The following is a 20,926-nucleotide window of genomic DNA, read 5'->3' on the forward strand; positions in this document are numbered from 1 at the left end:
TGCCACCACATCACTCTCTAGACTTCAGTCCACTTCTTTAAACTGTCATAACTAACGGCTTCTTTGGGTTCCCACGGTATAATCACGGTGTGGTTATTCGAAGCTTTCTAAATCTTCTTAATCCATTCCCGCTCAGCTATTGCTCCCTCTAAGTATTGGATCCATAATGTTAAGTTGCAGGAAAGCTCTGTTTGTGTTATCTGCCTGTTTCAGCGAACGTCTTCATGCGCTCCCCAATCTGGTCACGAACCCTTTGGAATACAGCCCATCTCTCTTCTTCTGTACCTTGTGCTTTCGCGGGATCATCGAATCCCCAGTGTTCTCGCTTCACTTGTAGAGGGGTCATTGGACATTTATCTGCCGCATCCCCGCATAATGTGACGACGAAATCTGCACTGTTCAGTAGCTCGGAGTCAATGATGTCCGGAGTTTGGCTCGAAATATCAATACCTACTTCGTTCATCGCTTCCACAGCTTTTGGATTCAAACCGTGTGCTTCGATTCCTGCGCTATAAATGTTCCAGTCCTCACTCAGGTATTTCTTAGCCCAACCTTCAGCCATTTGGCTCCGACACGAGTTGCCTGTGCATAGGAAATAAAGTGTTTTTTTGCTCATGTTCATCATCATTACTTGCAATTTGCAAATAAATTTCGAGTTATCGACTAGAATGATGCAAAGCGCTTCTCTGTTTTTTCTAATGCTTTCGTTCTAACTTCTAGTGTACGACCATCCATACCAGCATAGTTATACCATTTCAACTTGTGAAACCCCATTTTCCGAAATGTACCACGAAATAGTATTTTAGTTATGGGATTACCAAATATCCATCTATAGAAGAACCCTGGAGTGGCCATTACTGTTAATAGCGATACTCCCTTAAGCTTTTTTAACTGGCTAACAAAGGGCCTACCTTTTTTAGGTTCCTCATAAATGATTCCTTTGGCAAACACTTTATCCAAAAAGCCTTTCGTTGATGCAGGCATCGCTTCCCACCATATTGGGAAAATAAAGATTATATGATCCGCTGCAAGCAATCTTTTTTGATAATCTTTTACCAGAGGATCAAGGGTTTTCTTTTGTCTCCACGCCGAGAGTTCTGCCCCTGACATCACAGGATTAAATCCATCTGCGTGCAAGTCAATGAGATCTACATTGTGTCCACTGGATTGAAGCCCTCTAGTAACCGAAGCCAATAATGCTGCTGAATAGCTTCTATGATGAGGAACATTCTCAGAAGAATTAGCTGTGTAAGGATGGTCAAATATAATAAGCACTTTCATAGGACTCTTTTCCCTCCTGTTATTCACAAATAATAGCGTCTTTGATGTTGCTAAAAAACATCTGTTCCCAGAGACCTTCCTGCTGATGTACCTCTTGCTTCCCATTCTCATTGACGGTCAACTTAACTGTCCCTATACTACGAACGTATGTTGGATTTATTTTCAAGACTTTTACAGCCACACGCATCGGTAAAGAAAGCTTCATGCCCTCCAATAGAGAACTTGCAACGATATCCGCTTCCCGATGATACTCAATTTGATAAGAAGTGTTATTGCCAGAGGACTGAATAAATTTCAATTGGTTATCCATGAATTTCTTTGTAAAGGGATGCTTAATCGTATCCGTTCGTTCTATCCTCGTGTTCTCCTCACGATCTTCCAGAATCACACCGTCTTTAGCAATCATGATGATAGGCATGCGTGTATAACCATACTTTTTCTCCGCAATGATATCGCAAGATATCACGGTATACGGTCCAATATTAGCACGGCACCAGTACCAATGGTTGATGAGCTTGTTCATTTCTGCGTTTCCCCAATTATGATCGTGATATCCGTTACCAACTAATTCACGGCGTTGTCCATTTACAGTAAGTACGGCCTCCAGATCGGCAGAAGGCTGGGCAACGAACCATGCAAAGAAGTCCTTTTGTTTTTCTCCAAAAAATATATGTCCTGTTTTAGGTCTCCACATGGGCACGATAGATTTCATGGTACAGCGATATTCAATGTCATCGTCAACGAAATGGATTATATAATCCCCATTGGAGTATTGGATACTACTTCTATCAATTTTCACATCACATGTTTCTTTGGAAGCGCGGATTGTACTACCTTTCTCTTCGGATATTTTTTTCGAAATGTTTCTACCATCCGGCATCGTCAGATCAAACCTTATTGTTGGGCATGCCTCACCTTTGAGGTCGAACTCATACTTCGTGTAGAACACGACCACAATCTTAGTACCATCTGTAAATTCGGCGTCAAAATACCACCACTCATAACTACCTGCTTGACCATCTGTTCTCATACCATCTTCCCAATTGGCAGGTTCTTTATTAATCCCTAATCTTTTGTAATCTTCATAGGTATGTGCTAAAGTCACTACCTTGTTCATCCTAAATTCCTCCGCTTCCCATTAGTGTCACACTTGTGTAACTTGTTGGGTTCGATTATAATTGGATGTCTATAAAGCAGTCAATACGTGTGACAGAGGTTACACATTAGAGGTGATTTGTGACATGTCTACTCGCGTTAATCCTATTGCTCAACGATCAAAGAAATGGTTATGTGATGCTTTAATTGAACTTTTACAGGAAAAACCCTATAGCGCAATCACGATAACAGAGATGTGTGATAAAGCCGGTCTAGTAAGAAAAACCTTTTACCGCAACTTCACATCCAAGGAATCTGTACTCGTCGAAATCATTGATTTAATGTTTCAGGATTTTTTTGAATATATTAGTGATAAAAACTTAGGGCCTCATGAAATGCCCCTTGCCTATTTCACATTTTGGGAGAAACATAACGTTTTTCTGCACATTTTAATCGAAAATCAATTATTTGGACTTCTTAACGACCAATACGTTCTTTACTTGGAAGCGATGGAGCATATCATAGGTACTAAGCATGAGTACCATAGCGAAATAGAAAAAGATTATATGAGAACGATGGTGGCTGCGGGGTTATGGAGCATATTAAAAAAGTGGATAATACGCGGTTGTACGGAGTCAAAAGAAGAAATGGCCAAAATGACACTTGATTTTTTTGATATAGAGTGAAACTTATATTTAGGTTAGACCATACTCTAACTAAGAACTAAACATAGATTATAGAAAGAGATATCAACAAAATGTCAATTTATCTTCATACTATTACGACAATCCTTTGACTTGTCTGTGACAATAGTCACGTTCTTATGATAATTCTGATATATTAGTACATGAGTGAGATGAATGATCTTGATCGTAATGTTATGAGTAGATAACTACCATCATTACTGTATGGATATTAGGAGGAATAAGATTGTGTTATTAGCGATATTAAGTATAGTTATGGTCGTACTGTTTACAGCATTCATTGTTCTTAAAACGTATAAGCGAAAAGAAAGACTTACAGGTATGCCTGGCATGATGATCGCTATGACCATTGGCATGATGTCCAGCCTTGTACTTGGTGTACAATTAGGCATTGTGTTTCCTCGTGATTTAACAGTCCCATCCATTGCCGCCATATTGTTTGGCTTAGGAGCCGGATACTTCACAGGCAAACCTATCAGTATATTGGCAACTTTGGATGGTATGTTGGCAGGAATCATGGGTGGCATGATGGGCGCAATGCTCGGGGTAATGATTGGTCCTTCCTATATCATGATGATATTTGTTGACATCCTATTCATTTTTATTTTGAGCGTTGCTCTTCAATTGTCGAATCAAGAAACGGATAATAGCGCTAAAACAAATAAAAGTGGAATTGGTGTGCCGTTTATTGGAGGTATACTCACTGTAGCTTTTGGAATTGTAGCTGTGGGTGCAACGTTATTTTACCAATTTCAACCGAATGATACATCGGCAATTAAATCACAAGAATCACAGAGTGAGCAAGCTAATTCTGTTCAAGAAAATTCAGGATATCAGATTGTTTCTGTCGACGTAAAATCAGATGGTTTTAGTCAAGAAAATATTAAAGTAAAAGCTGGCGTTCCGACGAAAATAAATTTTATAAAACATTCAGGTTATACATGTATAAGAAGTGTTCAGTCTAAAGATTTAGGAATAGATGTGTATCTAGAAAAAGGAGATAACTTCATTACCCTAAAAGATCTGAAACCTGGAACGTACAACTTCAATTGTGGCATGTACATGTATTATGGAACGATCACCGTAGTATAAGCGAGAAATGTAGGATCATAATAGGGAACTTTATGTCAGTTACTCATGACACAACGTTCCCTATTTAAATTGCTTTTGTTGACCTTTACATAACAAAAAAAACCGCCAGCGAAAGCCAGCGGAAATTCTAAGCTTAATATTAAACTAAGAATGCTTTGGAGATGATAACCAACAGAATAAACAATACCAGAATTGCACCAACGGACGTGAAGCCACCGTATCCTCCACCAAGTCCGCCTACATTTCCATATCCAACTTCGCTCATGTTTCTTCCCCCTCTTTTGTGGTATGTGTTAGATTATTCAGGATTTGTTAATTTGACAAGGCTAAAAATAAAAAAGGCTACTGCTTCCTCTTCCCTTTCAACCGTAAGATTTTTGTAAGAATGAATTAATAAAAAATCAGGATTCACACTCTAGAATGAAGATATATTGGTTGATATCATTCATATCTATGAGGAGGACAATAATGAGTTTAACGAGAGAATTGGGCAGCTTCAAGAAGTACATAGTAGGGTTCATGGCATTTTGGATTGTGTTAGCATGCGCTACAGGTACCGGTTATGCAAGCATTGAACCTGCGACAAGGCAGACGTTAGCGCTTGAGCATGCGACGATTGTAGATGTAAGGTCCGGAAAGTTAGCCAGCGATCAGACCATTATCATTAAGGATAACAAGATCAGTTACATTGGAAGTAGCAGTCAAACGGCCATTCCCGATTACGCGCAAGTACGGAATGCTAAGGCCCAATACATCATTCCCGGTCTGTGGGACATGCATGTCCATCTGGAAGATAACTATAAAGACGCTTTTCCTCTCTTTCTGGCTAATGGTGTAACCGGAGTAAGGGAGATGGGCGCGGCGCTGACAAACGTCGATATATGGAAAACGAGTATTCAAGCCGGAATGCCTGCACCACGTCTATTCTATGCAGGTTCGACTCTAAATGGAGGTCCTGCTGACGAAGCCCCACACATGTTCTACCTGAGCACAGAGGAACAAGCGCGGGAAGCTGTACGTCTCAATGTGGCAAAAGGCGCGGATCATATCAAAGTGTACTCTTGGTTGCCGCGTCCTCTGTTTCTAGCAGTCATGGATGAAGCCCAAAAATACGGTTTGCCAGTTGTCGGTCATTTGCCGGTAGAGGTTCGAGCCAGCGAAGCCGTTCAGCTAGGATTTAAGAGCATAGAGCACCTACACGGGTTGTTTATTGCCACTTCGAGCATCGAGGATGAACTTTTCAAACATGCCGACATGAGTGATTTGCTTGGTTATTCGCTCGCAGAGGTCGCGGCTTCCCAATCTTATGATTCAGTAAAGGCTAACAAGCTGTTCCGCAAATTCAAAGAAAAAGGTGTCTGGCCTGTACCGACCATGGTTACCTATTTGAATATGGCCAAAACCGAAATCGATCCGCGGTCCAAATACGTACCGACGGCCGTGCAGAAGCAATGGGCCGAAGTGATTCGCGCAACCCCTCCCGAACAAACGGAATTAATGGAGGCCATCAATTCCCTAACGCCGGGCATGGTCAAAAAGTTAAATGATGCTGGCGTGCCTATGCTTGCAGGCACCGATTCCAGTTACGAAATGACTAACTTTATATACGGCATTTCCTTGCACGATGAACTTGAATTGCTAGTTAAAAGCGGCCTCACCCCACTCCAGGCCTTGCAGTCAGCAACGTTGAATCCGGCACGATATTTGGAAAGAGAGCAGGAACTGGGCACCGTAGAAAAAGGAAAACTTGCCGATCTCGTAATTCTTGATAAGAATCCGTTAGAGGATATCCGAAATACGACAAGCATCTCAGCCGTTATCTTGGATGGGAAACTGATGGAGAAACAAACTTTGGACCATGCAGTTCAAACCTATCCCGTGATAAAAGTGGCCGATGTGAAAGAGGAAACACAATAATCTGGGTCTTCTGCCAATAAAAACATCCTTCATTAATCATTAATGCGGACAAGCCCTTCTCTTCCCGAATATGAAGAGGAAGGGCCTTATCCTGTTTCGATACTTTGATCATATTAAAATGAAAACGACAGCCCAGTAAATTACTGTTCTGCCGTTAAAATAAACATGATATTTATCGGATCATGGTAATCAAGCAAGCGCATGTGCCCTTACAAGTTCAGATCATCTGCAAGTGCTTCAACTCCTGTGAAGATAGAATCGCCGTAACCCCAGAAGTTGTTGAAATCGATAACGTAAATTTTCTTGTTTTTAATCGCGTTAATACTTTGCAATTGCTTGTTGGCTAGCAGCTTTTCAATCGTTTGTTCTGGATCAATACCGCCGGCATATTTCGAAATAATCATGGCATCTGGATTGATCTCGATTAGCTTCTCCAAACTGAGGGTGCCTTCTTCGTTAATCAGCATATTATGCATATTGATTAATGACATTGCACTTTCAATAAATGTGTCTCCATTTCCGTTGTACACTCCAATGGTTCCATCACCATTATCAAAGAAAGATGCATAATTGATCGTTTCAGCGCTTGCTCGAGCCGATAACGCTTTCTCCCGTGCTTTGAGCTGATCGATATATGCCGCTGCATTCGTTTGTACGTTAAATATTTTACCTAGCTCAGTGATATCCTGATATAGATTATCTAATTTTGCGTCAGTAACACTGGTACTTTGTACAAATGTTTTGATATTCATCTCATTCAGACTGTTTACAGTGCCAACGCCCCAATCAGCATCTTCAAACAATCCCCCACGCCCCATAACCAGATCAGGTGAAGCACCTATGGTCACTTCTTTACCTACATAACCTTCAGATAACACAGGAATTTTTTTGAAATCTTCAGCAATATCATCAGGTACATTGCCAAACAACGCCGCTACGCCAACAATCTTGTCAGTCAAACCAAGACGAATCAATAACTCTGCTGCACCTTGTGTATTGGCAACTACTCGTTCAGGTGCCTTATCAAAGGTTTGTTCCTTTGCCACCCAGGTGCCGTTTTCAGTTGTATAGTTTGACACAACAAATGGGTACGTTGTTTGAGCTGCGCCTGTAGCATCCGCATCCGTTTTTTGCTCATCTGTTGAAGCATTCGTAGCGGTATCCGTCACTGCTCCCTGTGAGCTAGTGTTTGCATCTTTGCTGCTGCCATTACTACTGGAGCAAGCTGCAAGCACAAAAACAAGTGCAGTAATTAAACAAAGGATTGCTCCTTTTTTCACTCGTAAAAACATTCAAAATCTCTCCCTTTTCCTTTTTCTTTTTGGCCATTATGTATCATAGTCATTGTCAGTATACAGCAAATGTCGAACTACGTAAATGAGAATGATAACTATTATCATATAAAGAAGTTCCGATTTATAGAGCCCCACATTCCATTGGTGAAATTTCCACGACAGATCAACTATCCATGCCCTCGAGATCTTCCGTTTCTAGTAGCACATCCAGATAAAACAAAAAAAGCCGCTATAATAGCGACTTTCAATGGAGCCCTAACCGATTGTGCCAGTCGGAACGTGCCGTCTTCGAACCTTCTACTCATCCGTTCGTTACATTGCCGCTGATATTAAACATTAATTGTATTGACGAATATCAGGCGGTACATAAGTACTTATAAAAGTGTTAATTTCGTCTAAAGAATCTGTAACAAGTATCTTTTGTCTATCTGTTTTCGTTAAGAAACCTTCTTCGACCATTTTGTCATAGAATTGGCCAATCAGATCATAATATCCGTTCACATTGTAGAAGATGCATGGATTGACATGCTGCCCAATTCTCCCCCACGAAATGACCTCTGTAATTTCTTCAAGTGTCCCTGGTCCACCTGGAATTGCAATATAGCAGTCTGCAAGTTCAATCATTTTAGCTTTTCTCTCATGCATATTAGACACAATAATGATTTTGTTAAGCTGCTCATGGGCCAGTTCTCTCGCTTGCAAAAAGGTGGGTATAACCCCAGTAACAATGCCACTACGTTGAATCACAGTATCAGCGAGTACTCCCATTAATCCTGCTTTTCCGCCACCATAGACTAGTTCATGTTCCTGGTCAACAATCCAGTTACCTATCTGAACGGCAGCTTTCTCGTAAATGGCATTGTTACCTTTACTTGCACCACAATATACCGCAATCCGTTTCAATTCAATTCCCCCGTCCATAGTTAATTAGCCACGCCAACTGCTTACATCACATTGACCATATTCATTATCCCCCACAGCCACCACCGTGCCGTCTGATTTAATGCCAAGAGTATGAGCACAACCCGCAGCTACCGCCACAATATCACACCAGCCCCCTACATTGCACTGTTCATGCTTATTCAACCCCACAGCCACAACCGTACCATCCGATTTAAGGCCAATGGTATGATTACTTCCTACCGCTATCGCCGTAATATTACCCCAGTCGCTTGTATCGCATTGGCCATGTTTATTCCTACCCACGGCAACCGCCTTACCGTCCGATGTAAGCCCCACGGTATGAAGATACCCTGCCGCTACTTCGACAATGTCGCTCCAACCGCTTACTTCACATTGGCCATACTGATTATTGCCCACAATCGTCACCGTTCCGTCTGATTTAAGTCCGACGGTATGCCAGTCACCCGCCGCTACCGCCACCATATCACGCCAGCTGCTTACATCGCATTCGCCTTCATTATTTCGTCCCACTGCAATCACTGTGCCGTCCGATTTAAGACCAACGGTACGACGCCACCCCGCAGCAATTGCTACAATATCGTGCCAGTCGTTGACTTCGCATTGATCGTGTATATTCCAACCCACAGCCACTACAGTGCCCCGAGACGTTAGGCCGATGGTATGCGCATTACCCGTGTTCGTTGCCATGTGAACATTACCAGCAGCTACCGCCACCATATCGCGCCAACCGTTTACATCACATTGTCCAACTTTATGATCACCCACTGCCGTCACCGTTCCGTCAGATCTAAGACCAATGGTATGACGTCGCCCCGCCGCTATAGCGGTATATTTAGGGCGCTTCACCTTTAATGCCGCTTCAATCGACGAAGTGTAACCCATCTTTTACCTCCTTGAAATAAATTGCCTGAACCCCGTTGCAGTATAAATATTATTTTTTACATCTTACTCTACAATAAATAGTAAATACAACGATTAGAAAGGTCAAAAAAACCGTTAACTCTTTTCAGAATTAACGGTTTGGAAATCGTACCCTATTTTAATTTAGCTGGCGGAATACTTTGCGGGTTATTAAACACATTTTTCGGATCATATTTCGCTTTTACTTTTCTCAATCTGGCGTAGTTCTTTCCATAATAGGTCGGCCCTGGATTTTTAATACCTTGGTCTGGTACGTTAATGTACGACCCAACAATATAAGGTTGCAATTTCTTTCTTGTGTTCCGAGTCAAAGCAATATTTTTAGCTGCACGCGATGGCTTCACCCATGAGCTGTTCCATTCTACATAAAATTCAGCTTTTCGCCAATAAAACGCAGTGGCTTGAGGAGCGACTCGACTTACAGCACCGCCCCAGTTAAGGAAATAGAAACCGGCTGGTGTACCTTCCTCTGCATTTTCCAGAAACTCACGCATGACTTTGAAGGCTTTATCCGGGAATGGCTGTCTACCAAAGCCACTGGAAAACTGGTTGCTGTACCTTTGAGTGAGCACAGGATCTGGGGCTAGCAAAAACTTCGTGGCTGCCCTGTATGGCAGGTACAGAATGCTTTTTTTGGTAGGCGTTCCTACGCTAAGAATGGGTTCCAACTGACGGAGGGCTTCACTCTTCGAACCGAGGTATACCCCTATCATGCTAACATTGCCGCCTTTTTTGGGACCCACACTTAATTCACTTCCCAGCTTGGTACTGGCATTAGGCGCCCATACTTGCCATTTCTTCACGACTTTTTCGAACTGATTCCATGGCCATGTGATACTAAATACAGTAGCTTTGGCTGGAGAGCGCCGCACCTTGAATTTATATTTAGTGTATACACCGAAGTTACCGCCTCCGCCGCCACGTGTAGCCCACAGAAGATCGGAATTTTTCTTTTTGTTCGCCCGAATAATCCGCCCTTTAGCGTCAACCATTTCGAGCTCGATTAGATTATCACAGATGAGACCCGTTGTCCTTTGCAGTGGACCAATTCCACCACCAGGTGTTATTCCACCAATTCCAACCGTTGGACTGTCACCAAATGGGGCCATATATCCTTGTCGAGCCAACGTATCCACGATTCTTCCTACCCGATTACCTGTCTCCACGACGGCCGTTCCGCTTTTTTTGTTTAATTTGATTCTCTTCATTTCGCTAACGTCGATGACAATACCACCATTGACTTGTGATAGGTTGGGCTCTAAAGCGTGCCTCCCACTTCTCGGACGAATAGGGACCTTATTTTGACGTGCCCATCTTATGGCATTGGCTACATCCTGTGTTTTTTGAGCAAACACAAAAACTTTAGGGAATCTGTCCGTATGCGGATCCCAGTTCTTCCGAGCCACTTCATATCCAGGGTCACCTTTAAACACCACTCGCCCTGTAAGCTTAACTTTTGAAATCACGTATCTATCCAACTCCTTAGTTATGAAAACACATAATTTTCATTAACAAATTAGGCTGATTCCATATAACCTATGAAGGGGAATCATGTTGTGTTTGGGCGTATACAAAAAGAAAAATATCGGATCACGAGCAACCTACGCTCAGATCCGATATTTTCGAATGAAATCATTTTTCCTTATGCAATCACTTTAGTTGAAGCTTGAAAACATCTCCCACTTCACCACCAAAGACGATAAAACCACCTTTGGGAAGCAGCGTTGATTGTTGATTGGTTGCTTTCGAGAATTGAACCGCTTCACCTTTATCGTTATATACCGCATAACCTCCACTCTCCGGAGAATCCACGGTTAACGTTTTGTTCGCCGAGCGGGAATCGATGGCATACCACCGAGCTTGACCGTTTGAAGGGATGGTGGTGATGCCTTTTTTCCCACCGAAGATTGGTGTAATGGCTTCCTCCGCAATATACTCCTGTCCATCCTGAGTTAAGTACTCCGCTTCGTTCTTCGTGCGGAAATGCAGATCGAAAGCATCTCTTCCGTTCATCACAGGAATCTGGGCAACATTCTCTGCATTATCCGGATCTACAATTTGGTTGCCATTCGCATAACCGTTCTCCACATCTACGGTCAGGTTTTTGATCAGCATCGATGGCACCAGATAGAAGATCGACGTTATCTTTTCATCCAGCGCGTAATATTTCGAGCCGTTTCTAGCCTTCCATTTCTCTTTCGATGCTGTATCCAGCGAATTATTTTCCAATTTTTGATAATCATATGTGTTCATGACCGTTTGGCCTAATCCAGGCAGCGTGATATTCGCCTGAACTTTAAAATACACCTTGTCGTTGCTTTCTTTCTCGAAGCTGACCTTCACACTTCCATCGTTACTCGTAAATTCCCCTTCACCCGTGTATACGTAATTCTGCTCCGGGATAAGTCCTCCCTGCATAGCCGGAAGTGCGATCTCGCCATTCTTAACCTCTATATCAAGGGTTGAACCTACCGTACCATAGTGGCCTGAATACGCCGTTAATTCCGATGGCATCGTTGTTTTGACAGGTGGTGAGAAAGTTTGTTCAGGCTCTATCTCGTCGATGATGCCTTGATCCTGAAGAACCTCCAGCAGAACTTTAGTGGCAAACATCTGATTATAAATAGAAGACCCGCCCGAAGATAGGACCGCTATTGATATATCATGTTCCGGTATAGTGATTAATGAGGCATGATACATCATGGTGTCTCCACCTTTGGCAAGTGCGGTAATGCCATAATCGCTGAACGGTGCTAGCGCTACAGCATCCCATCCGAGACCATAGTTGAAGGTATTTCTCTCTTCGGACACCCATATTCCCCGACGATATTCATGATTTTGCATGGACTCTGCTGCTGATTTGGACAGAATATCCGGTTTGTTTCCTATCAACACTTCAGCGAACTTGCTTAATTCTTCTGCAGTCGAGTAGACTCCACCTGCACCGATGATATTGGCATTTTCAACAGGCAGTTTCGTTTCAAAGGTAGGCCAATATGTTTCAGACAATTGTTTTCTATCAAAAGAATCAAGCGGTGTCTTGGTTGCTTGCAGCTGTAACGGCTCACTGATGAACTTGGCAATAAATTCGCTGTAGCTCAATCCACTCACACGTTCAACCAATATCTCAAGCAACTGAAAGCCATCATTGCAATAGACGGAAAAGGCCCCCGGGGTTGATTTCAATTTCTCTGACTTTAGTTTGAGCAGTAATTCATCATGATTGCGGGTATCGGTATCGTCAAATAACATACTGTTTCCATAATGGGTGCCATAAAGCCCGGAGGAATGGTTCATGAGCATTCGCGGGGTTATTTGGGTATATCGGGCGTCTGCCATTTCAAAATCTTTAATATAGGAAGTGAGGGGCTGATCCAGATCCACTTTACCGGAATCCACCAGCATCATGGTGGCAGCCGTGACAACCATTTTGCTAACGGAGCCTATTCCAAACATGGTATTCTTGTCGACTGGTGTCTTGGATGCTTTATCCTGGAATCCAACACTGTCGGACAAAATGATCTTCCCTTCATCCATGATCGCATATTGTAAACCTGTGACACCATAATTCTGCACCATCTCTGTGGCGAGTCGCCCAGCCTGATCTTCAATCGCTCCCATCTTGTTCGTCTCTGCACTGACATCTGTCATCGGAATGACTACAAGTACAGCCGTACATAGCATACTGATTAGTTTCTTCATGATAATAACTTCCTCCCTTATGATACTGCTCATATAATTACATTCATCATATCGGGGAAGAAGCATATAGAACGATAACGAACCCTGAATGGAAAAAAACAATCCCCGAACGGTATGTTCAGAGACTGTTCATGTCAAAAGGAAGAACGACCATGTTATTAAATGTCCGATGATTATTCTCGATACTCATATGTCCGCCATACTTGTCGCACATTCTCGATATATTGGTTAAGCCGATCCCATGGAACTCGGGATTGGGCTTCTCACTCTTGAGGTGAGTCAATTTTTGCTCCACATGATTTAGAATCTGGATTACGAGTGCAGACGCCGTGGAGTGAATTGCAACCAGGATATACCTGTCTTCGGCATGTCTAACTTTCTTGGAAGCTTCGATGGCATTATCCAACATATTGCCGAGCACAACGCACAGATCATAACGATCGATATGGAGATGTTGTGAATGGAGTTGAATACGGGTGTCGACTTTGATCCCATTTGCCTTCCCCACGGCGATGGTATTCGTAACAAGGGCATCGATAACAAGATTGCCGGAGTTCACCCGCTGGTACGCTCCTTCAATCTTATTCAATGTGAGTTTAATATGCTCACCTGCGGCATCAAGCTTGTTTTGCTTGATACACTCTTCAATGTACAGGAACTGCTGATTGGTATCATGGATGATGCTTTTCACGTTTTTGAAACTGTGCACTGTCTTTTCATAGTTGGCATCCTGATAGTCCATCTGACGCTGTAGTTGAACATTTTCATGTGCGAGCTGAACCTTTTCCACCATATTATCGAATACATAAACAATGAACACATTGAGAAAAAGAGAGCCCAGCACGGAAACGACGTAATATATATTTTTTTCACTATAAGTCGAGGCCACATTGATCTGATAGATCGTAATGGTGGGTACGATCAGAAACAAGAAATAATAACGATATTGCACAGCGAAACTTCTCCGTTTGGCAATCAAACGCACAATCTGGATAACAATGAACATGATACTGCAACCAAGCAACATCACTTTGGAGAACACCCAGTGATAATCCACGTTGAAATGATCCCATATGCTGTAATCCGTGGAATCGATCGCACTCATAATATATACGGCAATGTAATTTACCGTTGTGAGCAGTACTGCATAGAGGATGGTAAAAGCAAGTTTTATGATGAATTCCACTTCATAGGATTGTGCCAGGCTGAAGATGAATAACAATGCAAAAACGGACGAAACGACAGGTGAAAATGAAGATACCAAATAGAAATACCCTAGTACGATAAATACAATGAAATAGATTGCTCTATATGGCTTTCGTCTGGACTTGCCCAGCACGGAATTGAAATAAAAATTCACCTGGAATGCCATAAGTAAAGGAACGACGAGCACAGACAAGTATACATACATATCCATATCACTGAATCCTCATGATCATATATTTGGTATAAGCATCCTTGACTTCCTTGACTTTGGAGCGGCCTATAGGCAATTCCGTACCATTTAACATGATGACTTGAGTACCCGCAAACTTCTGAACATGCATCAGGTTGATAATAATCGAGCGATGAATTTGCAAGAAACCATGATCTTTCAAAGCGGTAGCGTAACCGGATAAGATGCCTTTGCTCTCATGCGAATTTTCCTGAGTCACAAATTTTAATTTGTTCTTGATCGTCAAACTCTTCATGACCTCAATCCAGAGAATATCATCGTATTTCAATAGAAGCTCTTCATAGTCTGATTTAATCAGTACATACTTTTTGTCCAGCGCTATAAAATATTGGCACAGCTTAATCATTTTCTCCTCGAAGATATCCGGCAGGATTGGTTTGATCAGATATTGAAAAGTAACCACATCAAAACTCTCCACCATATACTCGGGGTAGCTGGTCAGAAACATGATTTGCACATCCAGATACTTCATATTCCTGATTTCTTTGGCTGTCTGGATTCCGTTCATTCCGCTCATCTCCACATCCATGATGAGGATATGAAACGTGTCTCCAACGTTTTTATAATGTGAGACGAGCTGCTCACCGGATGCAAATAATGTAATTTGAAAATCAATATTCGTTTTTAGAGATAAGGAGATAAGCATCGTTTTTACAAGTTCTCTTTGGTTCTCCTCGTCATCACAGATTGCAACATTGAACATGTTTGAACATCCGCCTTTCATCGACATCGATGCTGAATTTCACTCTCAAATATACTATTTTATCACAGGTTTAAGAGCGAGATTCGGATGAAACGCATGATTCAGACCGTAAAGCGCAACAAAGCCGATCAATTTTATCCATTGATCGGCTTTTCTTGATATCTATTCCTACTCCATTCAAGCTCAATGCTTAAATAACTTATGCTTCCAATTCACCCATCTGCAAACGCACATTCCCGTCAAATATACAATTCGAGTTAGAGGAAGTTTAAATTATCATTTAAATGAAATCTTTAAAGTCAAAGAAGCCAACCACTAGCCGGAAGCCGACGCACTCATAACTCCCACTAATGCTTTTCCTGATAACTCTGCTTTAATGGACCGATGTTCTTCAGCAGATTTGCTTTCAATTTCCAAAATCTCGTAGTATTCCCCGCCATTGATAAGTCCATACACAAAATGACTTCCATACTGATTTAAATAATCACGGTTATTTGTAACGTATAACAAAACTCGCAAAAGGGTATTTTAGTCAACTATATACACCTCATGGCATGTTCTTGCGAGCAGATGAACAAAGTATCTTTAAGGAATCTGAGATAGCAAGAAAGTTAGATCAAATCGGACCTAATACGAATTTTTTTAAAAGTAGATGAAGCAGAATTTCTTAAAAATCATCCCAATTCGTTGCTCTTAAATAAAACCTTAAATGATGAAAACTCGACTGATACTGATGTTCCATCAATTTAATCAAAATAATGTGACTCCAGTGAAGTGAATGTTTCGACTTCCGGCCCCTGTTGTTCCCATATATTCACGGTAGAAATCCGGTGACAAAAGCGGACGCTATCGCTCCTACAGTACCAAACTTCTCCTCCGTCTCTCTTCCCTTATAAAATATTTTCAAATTCAATCTGTATAACTATATTTAAAGCTCCATTTCAGTCACGTCCATATTTATTTTCTTACGTTAACCTGCCCGTTAGCTGAACAAAAGCAGCCGATCACATTGATCAGCTGCTTTCTTGGTATTATTGAGCTATCGTTTCCCGTTAGTTGAATATTGAAGATGGCTGTCGATTTCAATAAAAAGTAGCATCTTGGCCCTAGCATAGATATACTCTAACTATGAAATTATCGCTTGGTTCAAATCGCCAGTACCTCAGACTTTTGGTTTAAATTATTCTTTAACCCTAATATCAGATTTTTTTCGCATAGATAAAGATAATACTGCTGGAATGACTCCAAGCGCAACACCGATGGCCCCAATAAAACCAACGGCTTGAAGCGATATGTTTTCCACTACCATACCCCCAATTACGGCACCAGCAGCCATCCCCAATTGTAAGATTGAAGTGTTCAAGCTCAAGACGATTCCCGAGGCTTTTGGTGCCATGGCAATCAAATATACCTGTTGGACAGGACCTGTTGACCAGGCAAAAAAGGACCACAACATAAGTAAAGGAAACACGAGGTACACGGAAGTATGGGCGAATCCTGTGATTAAAAGCAAGATTCCGGAATGGAAAAGCAAGCCGCCAATCATTGTACGAGGGATACCCCATTTGTCTGCACCATAGCCGCCAACTTGGGAACCAAGAAGACTGGCAATACCGAATGCAAAGAGCCCAACACTAATCATTCGGTCACTCATTCCAGTAATGTTCAGAAGGAATGGGGAGATATACGTGTAAACGATTGTATAACCCATTATCCAGAAAAATCCAATAGATAAGGCGATAGCGATTCGAGGCGTTTTAAGCAGGGATAGCTGTTCACGTAGGGGTACAGGAGTGTCTCCCTTAGACTTGGGAATTGTCAATAGAAGAACAAACATTGCGATTAAGCTGAGCACGCCGATCCCCGTGAAAATGAGCTTCCAATCATATGAACCAGCAATCACTCTTCCCAGTGGAACACCAAGAATAAGCGCAAGGTTAAAGCCTAAAAGAACTGTAGCAATTGCACTTCCTTGCTTGCCCTGTTGAGCGGTGTTGGCAGCTACGGTCAGGGCCACCACCATAAATACACCCGTGCCAACAGCCAGTATAATTCTAGCTCCTAGCAGCATAGAGAAGCCAGTTGTTAAAATCGTGACTAGATTTCCTATGAAAAATAGCGTCAAAGCAGCCAGCATGAGCTTTCTTCGATCCATTTTTGCAGTCATTGCGATCAAAATTGGAGTGCCTATTGCGTAAGCAAGTGAATAGACAGTGATGAGTTGACCAGCTGCTGCCAGTGTCACCCCGGTATCGCCTGCTACCCTATCCAATATACCTGAGATTACAAATTCAGATGTTCCTACCAAAAAACTGACCATGGCCAGAACATAAATTTTCCAAGAATCTCTCATGATAAAATCCCTCACATTCATTTCCTCAGTTTTAGAACTGTCGAACTAAAGTTTAATATTGAGCTGTACATTATTGGCTTACATACAGTCCTCTTATTTGCTTGCTAGCTCCTTATGAACAATGGGTGCAACTTTTGTCCCGAGAAACTCGATCGTCCGCAGCAATTCCAAATGAGACAGTGAACTGAAATCAACGTACATAAGGAAACGGGTCAAACTTAATTTCTTTTGTGCAAGCAGAATCTTCTCCGCCACATATTCTGGATCTCCAACATATAGAGCACCACGCAGGTTGCAAGCTTCTTTGAACGTGTCGCGAGTGTAAGGTGCCCACCCTCGTTCTCGTCCAATCTTATTCATCTGTTCAGCCATAACGGGAAAGTAATTTTTAGCGGCTATTTCAAACGACTCCGCAATAAAACCATGGGAATGGGATGCAATCTGTAACTTGCTGGGATCATGTCCAGCTTTCTTGGCAGCTGCCTTATATAGCTCCACCAATGGTGCAAAACGTTCTGGCATTCCACCGATAATCGAGAAGATAACAGGAAGTCCTAACTTACCAGCTCGAACCGCCGACTCAGGACTGCCGCCAGTGGCTATCCATACTGGCAATGGGTCCTGCTCAGCACGGGGATATACGCCCATATTATTTATAGCTGGACGATGTCCACCACTCCATTGCACCTTTTCATTAGCTCGTATTTTTAATAATAGTTCAAGTTTCTCTTCGTACAACTCTTCATAGTCGTTTAATTCATATCCAAATAGTGGAAACGATTCAACAAAAGAGCCACGTCCAGCCATGATCTCGGCTCGCCCTTTAGATAGAACGTCCAGTGTTGCGAAATCCTGATATACACGGACAGGATCATCCGAAGAGAGCACTGTTACAGCGCTAGATAGCCGAATCCGCTTAGTTGTAGATGCTGCAGTCGCAAGAATGACCGCCGGTGATGAGCTTGTATAGTCGATTCGATGATGTTCTCCAATAGCATATACATCGAGCCCAACCTGATCAGCCAATTGAATTTCCTCGATCGCTTGTCGTAGCCTCTCGGCCGGGGATACACCACCATGTTCTGGATTTGTATGGAGAAAGGTGGTGATTCCCAGTTCCATGATTGACTTTTCTTTCATTCTCATTCGCTCCTTTTTCAGTTCTTCACTTCTAGAAATGTCGAAATGATATTTAAAAAAATTTACGCCAGCAAATAAGGCGCAAATTTCTCTGCCACTTCCTGATTAACACTATAGTGGACAAATGATCCACTTTTAGATGAATTGATTAAGCCAGAGTCGGTTAATTGCTTCAGGTGGTGTGACAATGTTGAACCAGCAACGGTTTTTAGTCGTTCACCAATAGCTGTAAAACATTGATTACTCTCTTTGGCTAACATCACTGCGATTTTTAAACGTGTGGGTTCGCCTAAAGCTTTGTATACTTTGACCGCCTGAACCATTTCCAATTCGTTTTCAGCCACTGGAAAATAATCTCCTTTCTAAGCGTTATTCCACATTTCTATAAGTGTAGAAGTGATTATAGCACCCTATTGTTGAAATGTAAAGAGACTACATTATCGCTTAACCTGCCTGAAGAACAGATAGTGGGCCGTCGCCATGCTAACGCTCGTTAGCTTAACGAAAAGAAAGCTGACTTGATTATATGGCTGTATCTGTATCATAAGCGTACTAATGGGGATTCACGGCACTTCATGCTTACAATTTCGGCTTATGGCAAACTTATGCTTACAATTACATTTAAAATATCACGAAAACACCAAAATTCTAAGCATTTTCTGACATACTTATGGATAAAATCTGATCCCTTTATGGGTTAAGTCTCATGTAGTACGACTTAACCCATAAGTTTGCCATTTGGTAAACTCATGCTTCCAATACGTGATGTGCACTTCAGTATGAACTTGGAATCTTCACAAACAAATGGATAACTCAACGAAAAATGAACAGTCTACAAACCTACAGACTTCTCATTGATTATTAAACTAACGTTACTCGTTAGTTTAATAATCTAGTATATAAAGATTACACTGCTTCCTATCGTTCCATCTTTGTCCTTCGCATAATTCATCTCGTGTTCACAATTGTTTTACTTGCCCACATTACTTAAATTCATTAACTCGACAGATACTTAATACGTCGCTTTTGGAGCAAACTGACCTTGATTCTTTAGCACAGAGTCAAAAAAACGAAGGATAAGTTCATTTTGAGTTTCAATCGCATAATACTTATCGATATCTGCTTTTCCACCTTGCAACAGGTCCGCCAATATAGGAGAGAATAAAGGTAGATCAGTCAAACTTAAATGTTTTGCGCCTTTAAAATGAACGGTGTATGCTCCTTTAAAATTTTCATTTGAAATTTTATTCGCGATATAAGAAGAGCTGCTGTCCAGCTGTACCCATACATCATCCGAATAAATGTTAAGAAGCGGAATTGTGTAAACTTCGGATTTTACAGATAGTTCGTTCGCAGCTTCATCATACGAAAGTTCGCTAAAGAACGGAGCATCTATATTTACCACTGCGTCAATGTCATCGCGTTCTCTGCCCAGTGCTACGCTTGCCGCTCCACCCATAGAATGACCGAACACGCCTATTTTCTGTATATCGATTCTCTCATATACAGGATCTTTATTTTGCACTGCTTGTTCTAGAATAGTATCCATGACAAAATCCATATCATCAGTTCGCAATGTTATCCATTTTTGAGTAAGCTCAAAATACTCACCAAGCGAATAAAAACCTGCTTTATTTGCATTATTGACTTCTTGCATATACTCGGGGTTAACTGTCGCAATCTTTCTATCCTTGGAAATGGTATAAAAAGAATGATAAGGATGATCAATGGAAACGACGACATAACCGTGGCTCGCAAGTTCTGTAAAGGTAGAAGTGTTGCTTGCTTTAATACCGAATGCTCCATGGGAGAACACAAGCAAAGGATAGGTTCCGTCTGCCTTTTCAGGGTACCAAAATTCTACGTTAACAAACCGATTGTTTTCTCGATCCGTAAATTCTTCAATACGATTCATGTCCACATAGCTGTAAATGGCGGTGGCCACTGCATATGGACCTGTCACTTGCGGCAATTTATACTGTGGAAAAAGTAAAACCGGAACAAGAGTGACAACGATAGTCAGTGCTAGCAAAAGGAATTTTAAAATCGTAGAATAAACTTTGTAACCCGGAGTATGTGTTTGTTTGCGCAGGAGTGCAACCATTTCTTTGAAAGCTAATATAGAGAGCAAGCCTGCAAACAGCCCCCAAGTGTACTCCCATACGACGATTTTCCCTAAGATCAGCATTATGAATACTATAAATGTTGTGATTCTCATCCAACTCTTTATCTTGCTTTGGCTTTGCTTGGTTGCAATGGAATAAACGGCAATTGCAAGCTCAAAAACCAACATAACAATAAGTATTAAAATCTCCATAAGTCTTCTCTCCTCCTCCAACTTTT

Annotated in this window: 18 protein-coding genes; 3 read left to right on the forward strand and 15 right to left on the reverse strand. The window is 41.8% G+C overall.

Annotated elements, in window-relative coordinates:
• Positions 1 to 196 precede the first annotated feature (196 nt).
• From arsC to PTQ21_RS23100, 3 genes are read right to left on the reverse strand one after another with little or no spacing between them, the layout of a single operon-like run.
• Positions 197 to 616, reverse strand: a complete 420-nt coding sequence (arsC, locus tag PTQ21_RS23090; protein WP_274567291.1) for an arsenate reductase (thioredoxin) — start codon at positions 614 to 616, stop codon at positions 197 to 199.
• A 47-nt stretch (positions 617 to 663) separates the two neighbouring features.
• Complete coding sequence (locus PTQ21_RS23095; protein WP_079693805.1) at positions 664 to 1,281, reverse strand: NAD(P)H-dependent oxidoreductase; 618 nt, start codon at positions 1,279 to 1,281, stop codon at positions 664 to 666.
• Between the two features lie 19 nt (positions 1,282 to 1,300).
• Positions 1,301 to 2,398, reverse strand: coding sequence for a lipocalin-like domain-containing protein (locus PTQ21_RS23100; RefSeq protein WP_090806879.1), 1,098 nt, complete (start codon positions 2,396 to 2,398; stop codon positions 1,301 to 1,303).
• Positions 2,399 to 2,522: 124 nt separating this feature from the next.
• On the opposite strand from PTQ21_RS23100, the gene PTQ21_RS23105 reads away from it, so the two are divergent.
• Entirely contained in the window at positions 2,523 to 3,062 is a 540-nt protein-coding gene (locus PTQ21_RS23105; RefSeq protein ID WP_090806881.1) for a TetR/AcrR family transcriptional regulator, read from the forward strand.
• A gap of 246 nt (positions 3,063 to 3,308) precedes the next feature.
• The gene (locus PTQ21_RS23110; protein WP_274567293.1) at positions 3,309 to 4,172 is read left to right on the forward strand and encodes a cupredoxin domain-containing protein; all 864 of its coding nucleotides are present in this window, start codon (positions 3,309 to 3,311) and stop codon (positions 4,170 to 4,172) included.
• A gap of 139 nt (positions 4,173 to 4,311) precedes the next feature.
• Here PTQ21_RS23110 and PTQ21_RS23115 read toward each other — a convergent pair whose 3' ends face one another.
• Positions 4,312 to 4,437, reverse strand: a complete 126-nt coding sequence (locus PTQ21_RS23115; protein ID WP_063562644.1) for a hypothetical protein — start codon at positions 4,435 to 4,437, stop codon at positions 4,312 to 4,314.
• Between the two features lie 203 nt (positions 4,438 to 4,640).
• Between PTQ21_RS23115 and PTQ21_RS23120 the strand changes: the two genes are divergently transcribed.
• The gene (locus PTQ21_RS23120; RefSeq protein ID WP_274567297.1) at positions 4,641 to 6,089 is read left to right on the forward strand and encodes an amidohydrolase family protein; all 1,449 of its coding nucleotides are present in this window, start codon (positions 4,641 to 4,643) and stop codon (positions 6,087 to 6,089) included.
• Between the two features lie 209 nt (positions 6,090 to 6,298).
• Here the strand turns inward: PTQ21_RS23120 and PTQ21_RS23125 are convergent, their stop codons facing one another.
• The 11 genes from PTQ21_RS23125 to PTQ21_RS23175 all read right to left on the reverse strand — a co-directional run bounded on the left by PTQ21_RS23125 (position 6,299) and on the right by PTQ21_RS23175 (position 20,900).
• The gene (locus PTQ21_RS23125) at positions 6,299 to 7,381 is read right to left on the reverse strand and encodes an ABC transporter substrate-binding protein (protein ID WP_274567299.1); all 1,083 of its coding nucleotides are present in this window, start codon (positions 7,379 to 7,381) and stop codon (positions 6,299 to 6,301) included.
• Between the two features lie 339 nt (positions 7,382 to 7,720).
• On the reverse strand, positions 7,721 to 8,305 hold the full coding sequence (locus PTQ21_RS23130; protein WP_072733167.1) for an LOG family protein: 585 nt from the start codon (positions 8,303 to 8,305) through the stop codon (positions 7,721 to 7,723).
• A 6-nt stretch (positions 8,306 to 8,311) separates the two neighbouring features.
• A complete protein-coding gene (locus PTQ21_RS23135) occupies positions 8,312 to 9,190 on the reverse strand; it encodes an RCC1 domain-containing protein (protein ID WP_274567301.1) in 879 nt (292 codons plus the stop codon).
• Positions 9,191 to 9,342: 152 nt separating this feature from the next.
• Positions 9,343 to 10,695: an FAD-binding oxidoreductase gene (locus PTQ21_RS23140; RefSeq protein WP_072733169.1), complete on the reverse strand. Its 1,353-nt coding sequence runs from the start codon at positions 10,693 to 10,695 to the stop codon at positions 9,343 to 9,345.
• 184 nt (positions 10,696 to 10,879) lie between these two features.
• Positions 10,880 to 12,931, reverse strand: coding sequence for a serine hydrolase domain-containing protein (locus tag PTQ21_RS23145; RefSeq protein WP_274567302.1), 2,052 nt, complete (start codon positions 12,929 to 12,931; stop codon positions 10,880 to 10,882).
• A gap of 118 nt (positions 12,932 to 13,049) precedes the next feature.
• A complete protein-coding gene (locus PTQ21_RS23150; RefSeq protein ID WP_063562651.1) occupies positions 13,050 to 14,348 on the reverse strand; it encodes an ATP-binding protein in 1,299 nt (432 codons plus the stop codon).
• Between the two features lies 1 nt (position 14,349).
• The gene (locus tag PTQ21_RS23155; RefSeq protein WP_063562652.1) at positions 14,350 to 15,090 is read right to left on the reverse strand and encodes a LytR/AlgR family response regulator transcription factor; all 741 of its coding nucleotides are present in this window, start codon (positions 15,088 to 15,090) and stop codon (positions 14,350 to 14,352) included.
• 1,180 nt (positions 15,091 to 16,270) lie between these two features.
• Positions 16,271 to 17,443, reverse strand: coding sequence for an MFS transporter (locus PTQ21_RS23160; protein ID WP_274567303.1), 1,173 nt, complete (start codon positions 17,441 to 17,443; stop codon positions 16,271 to 16,273).
• Between the two features lie 93 nt (positions 17,444 to 17,536).
• Positions 17,537 to 18,583: an LLM class flavin-dependent oxidoreductase gene (locus PTQ21_RS23165; protein WP_274567305.1), complete on the reverse strand. Its 1,047-nt coding sequence runs from the start codon at positions 18,581 to 18,583 to the stop codon at positions 17,537 to 17,539.
• A 62-nt stretch (positions 18,584 to 18,645) separates the two neighbouring features.
• Positions 18,646 to 18,927 carry an ArsR/SmtB family transcription factor gene (locus PTQ21_RS23170; RefSeq protein ID WP_082935040.1) on the reverse strand — a complete coding sequence of 94 codons (282 nt, stop codon included), beginning with the start codon at positions 18,925 to 18,927 and terminating at the stop codon, positions 18,646 to 18,648.
• Positions 18,928 to 19,595: 668 nt separating this feature from the next.
• Positions 19,596 to 20,900: an alpha/beta hydrolase family protein gene (locus PTQ21_RS23175; protein WP_274567307.1), complete on the reverse strand. Its 1,305-nt coding sequence runs from the start codon at positions 20,898 to 20,900 to the stop codon at positions 19,596 to 19,598.
• Positions 20,901 to 20,926: the final 26 nt, after the last annotated feature.

This window comes from Paenibacillus marchantiae (assembly GCF_028771845.1).
Lineage (GTDB): Bacteria > Bacillota > Bacilli > Paenibacillales > Paenibacillaceae > Paenibacillus > Paenibacillus marchantiae.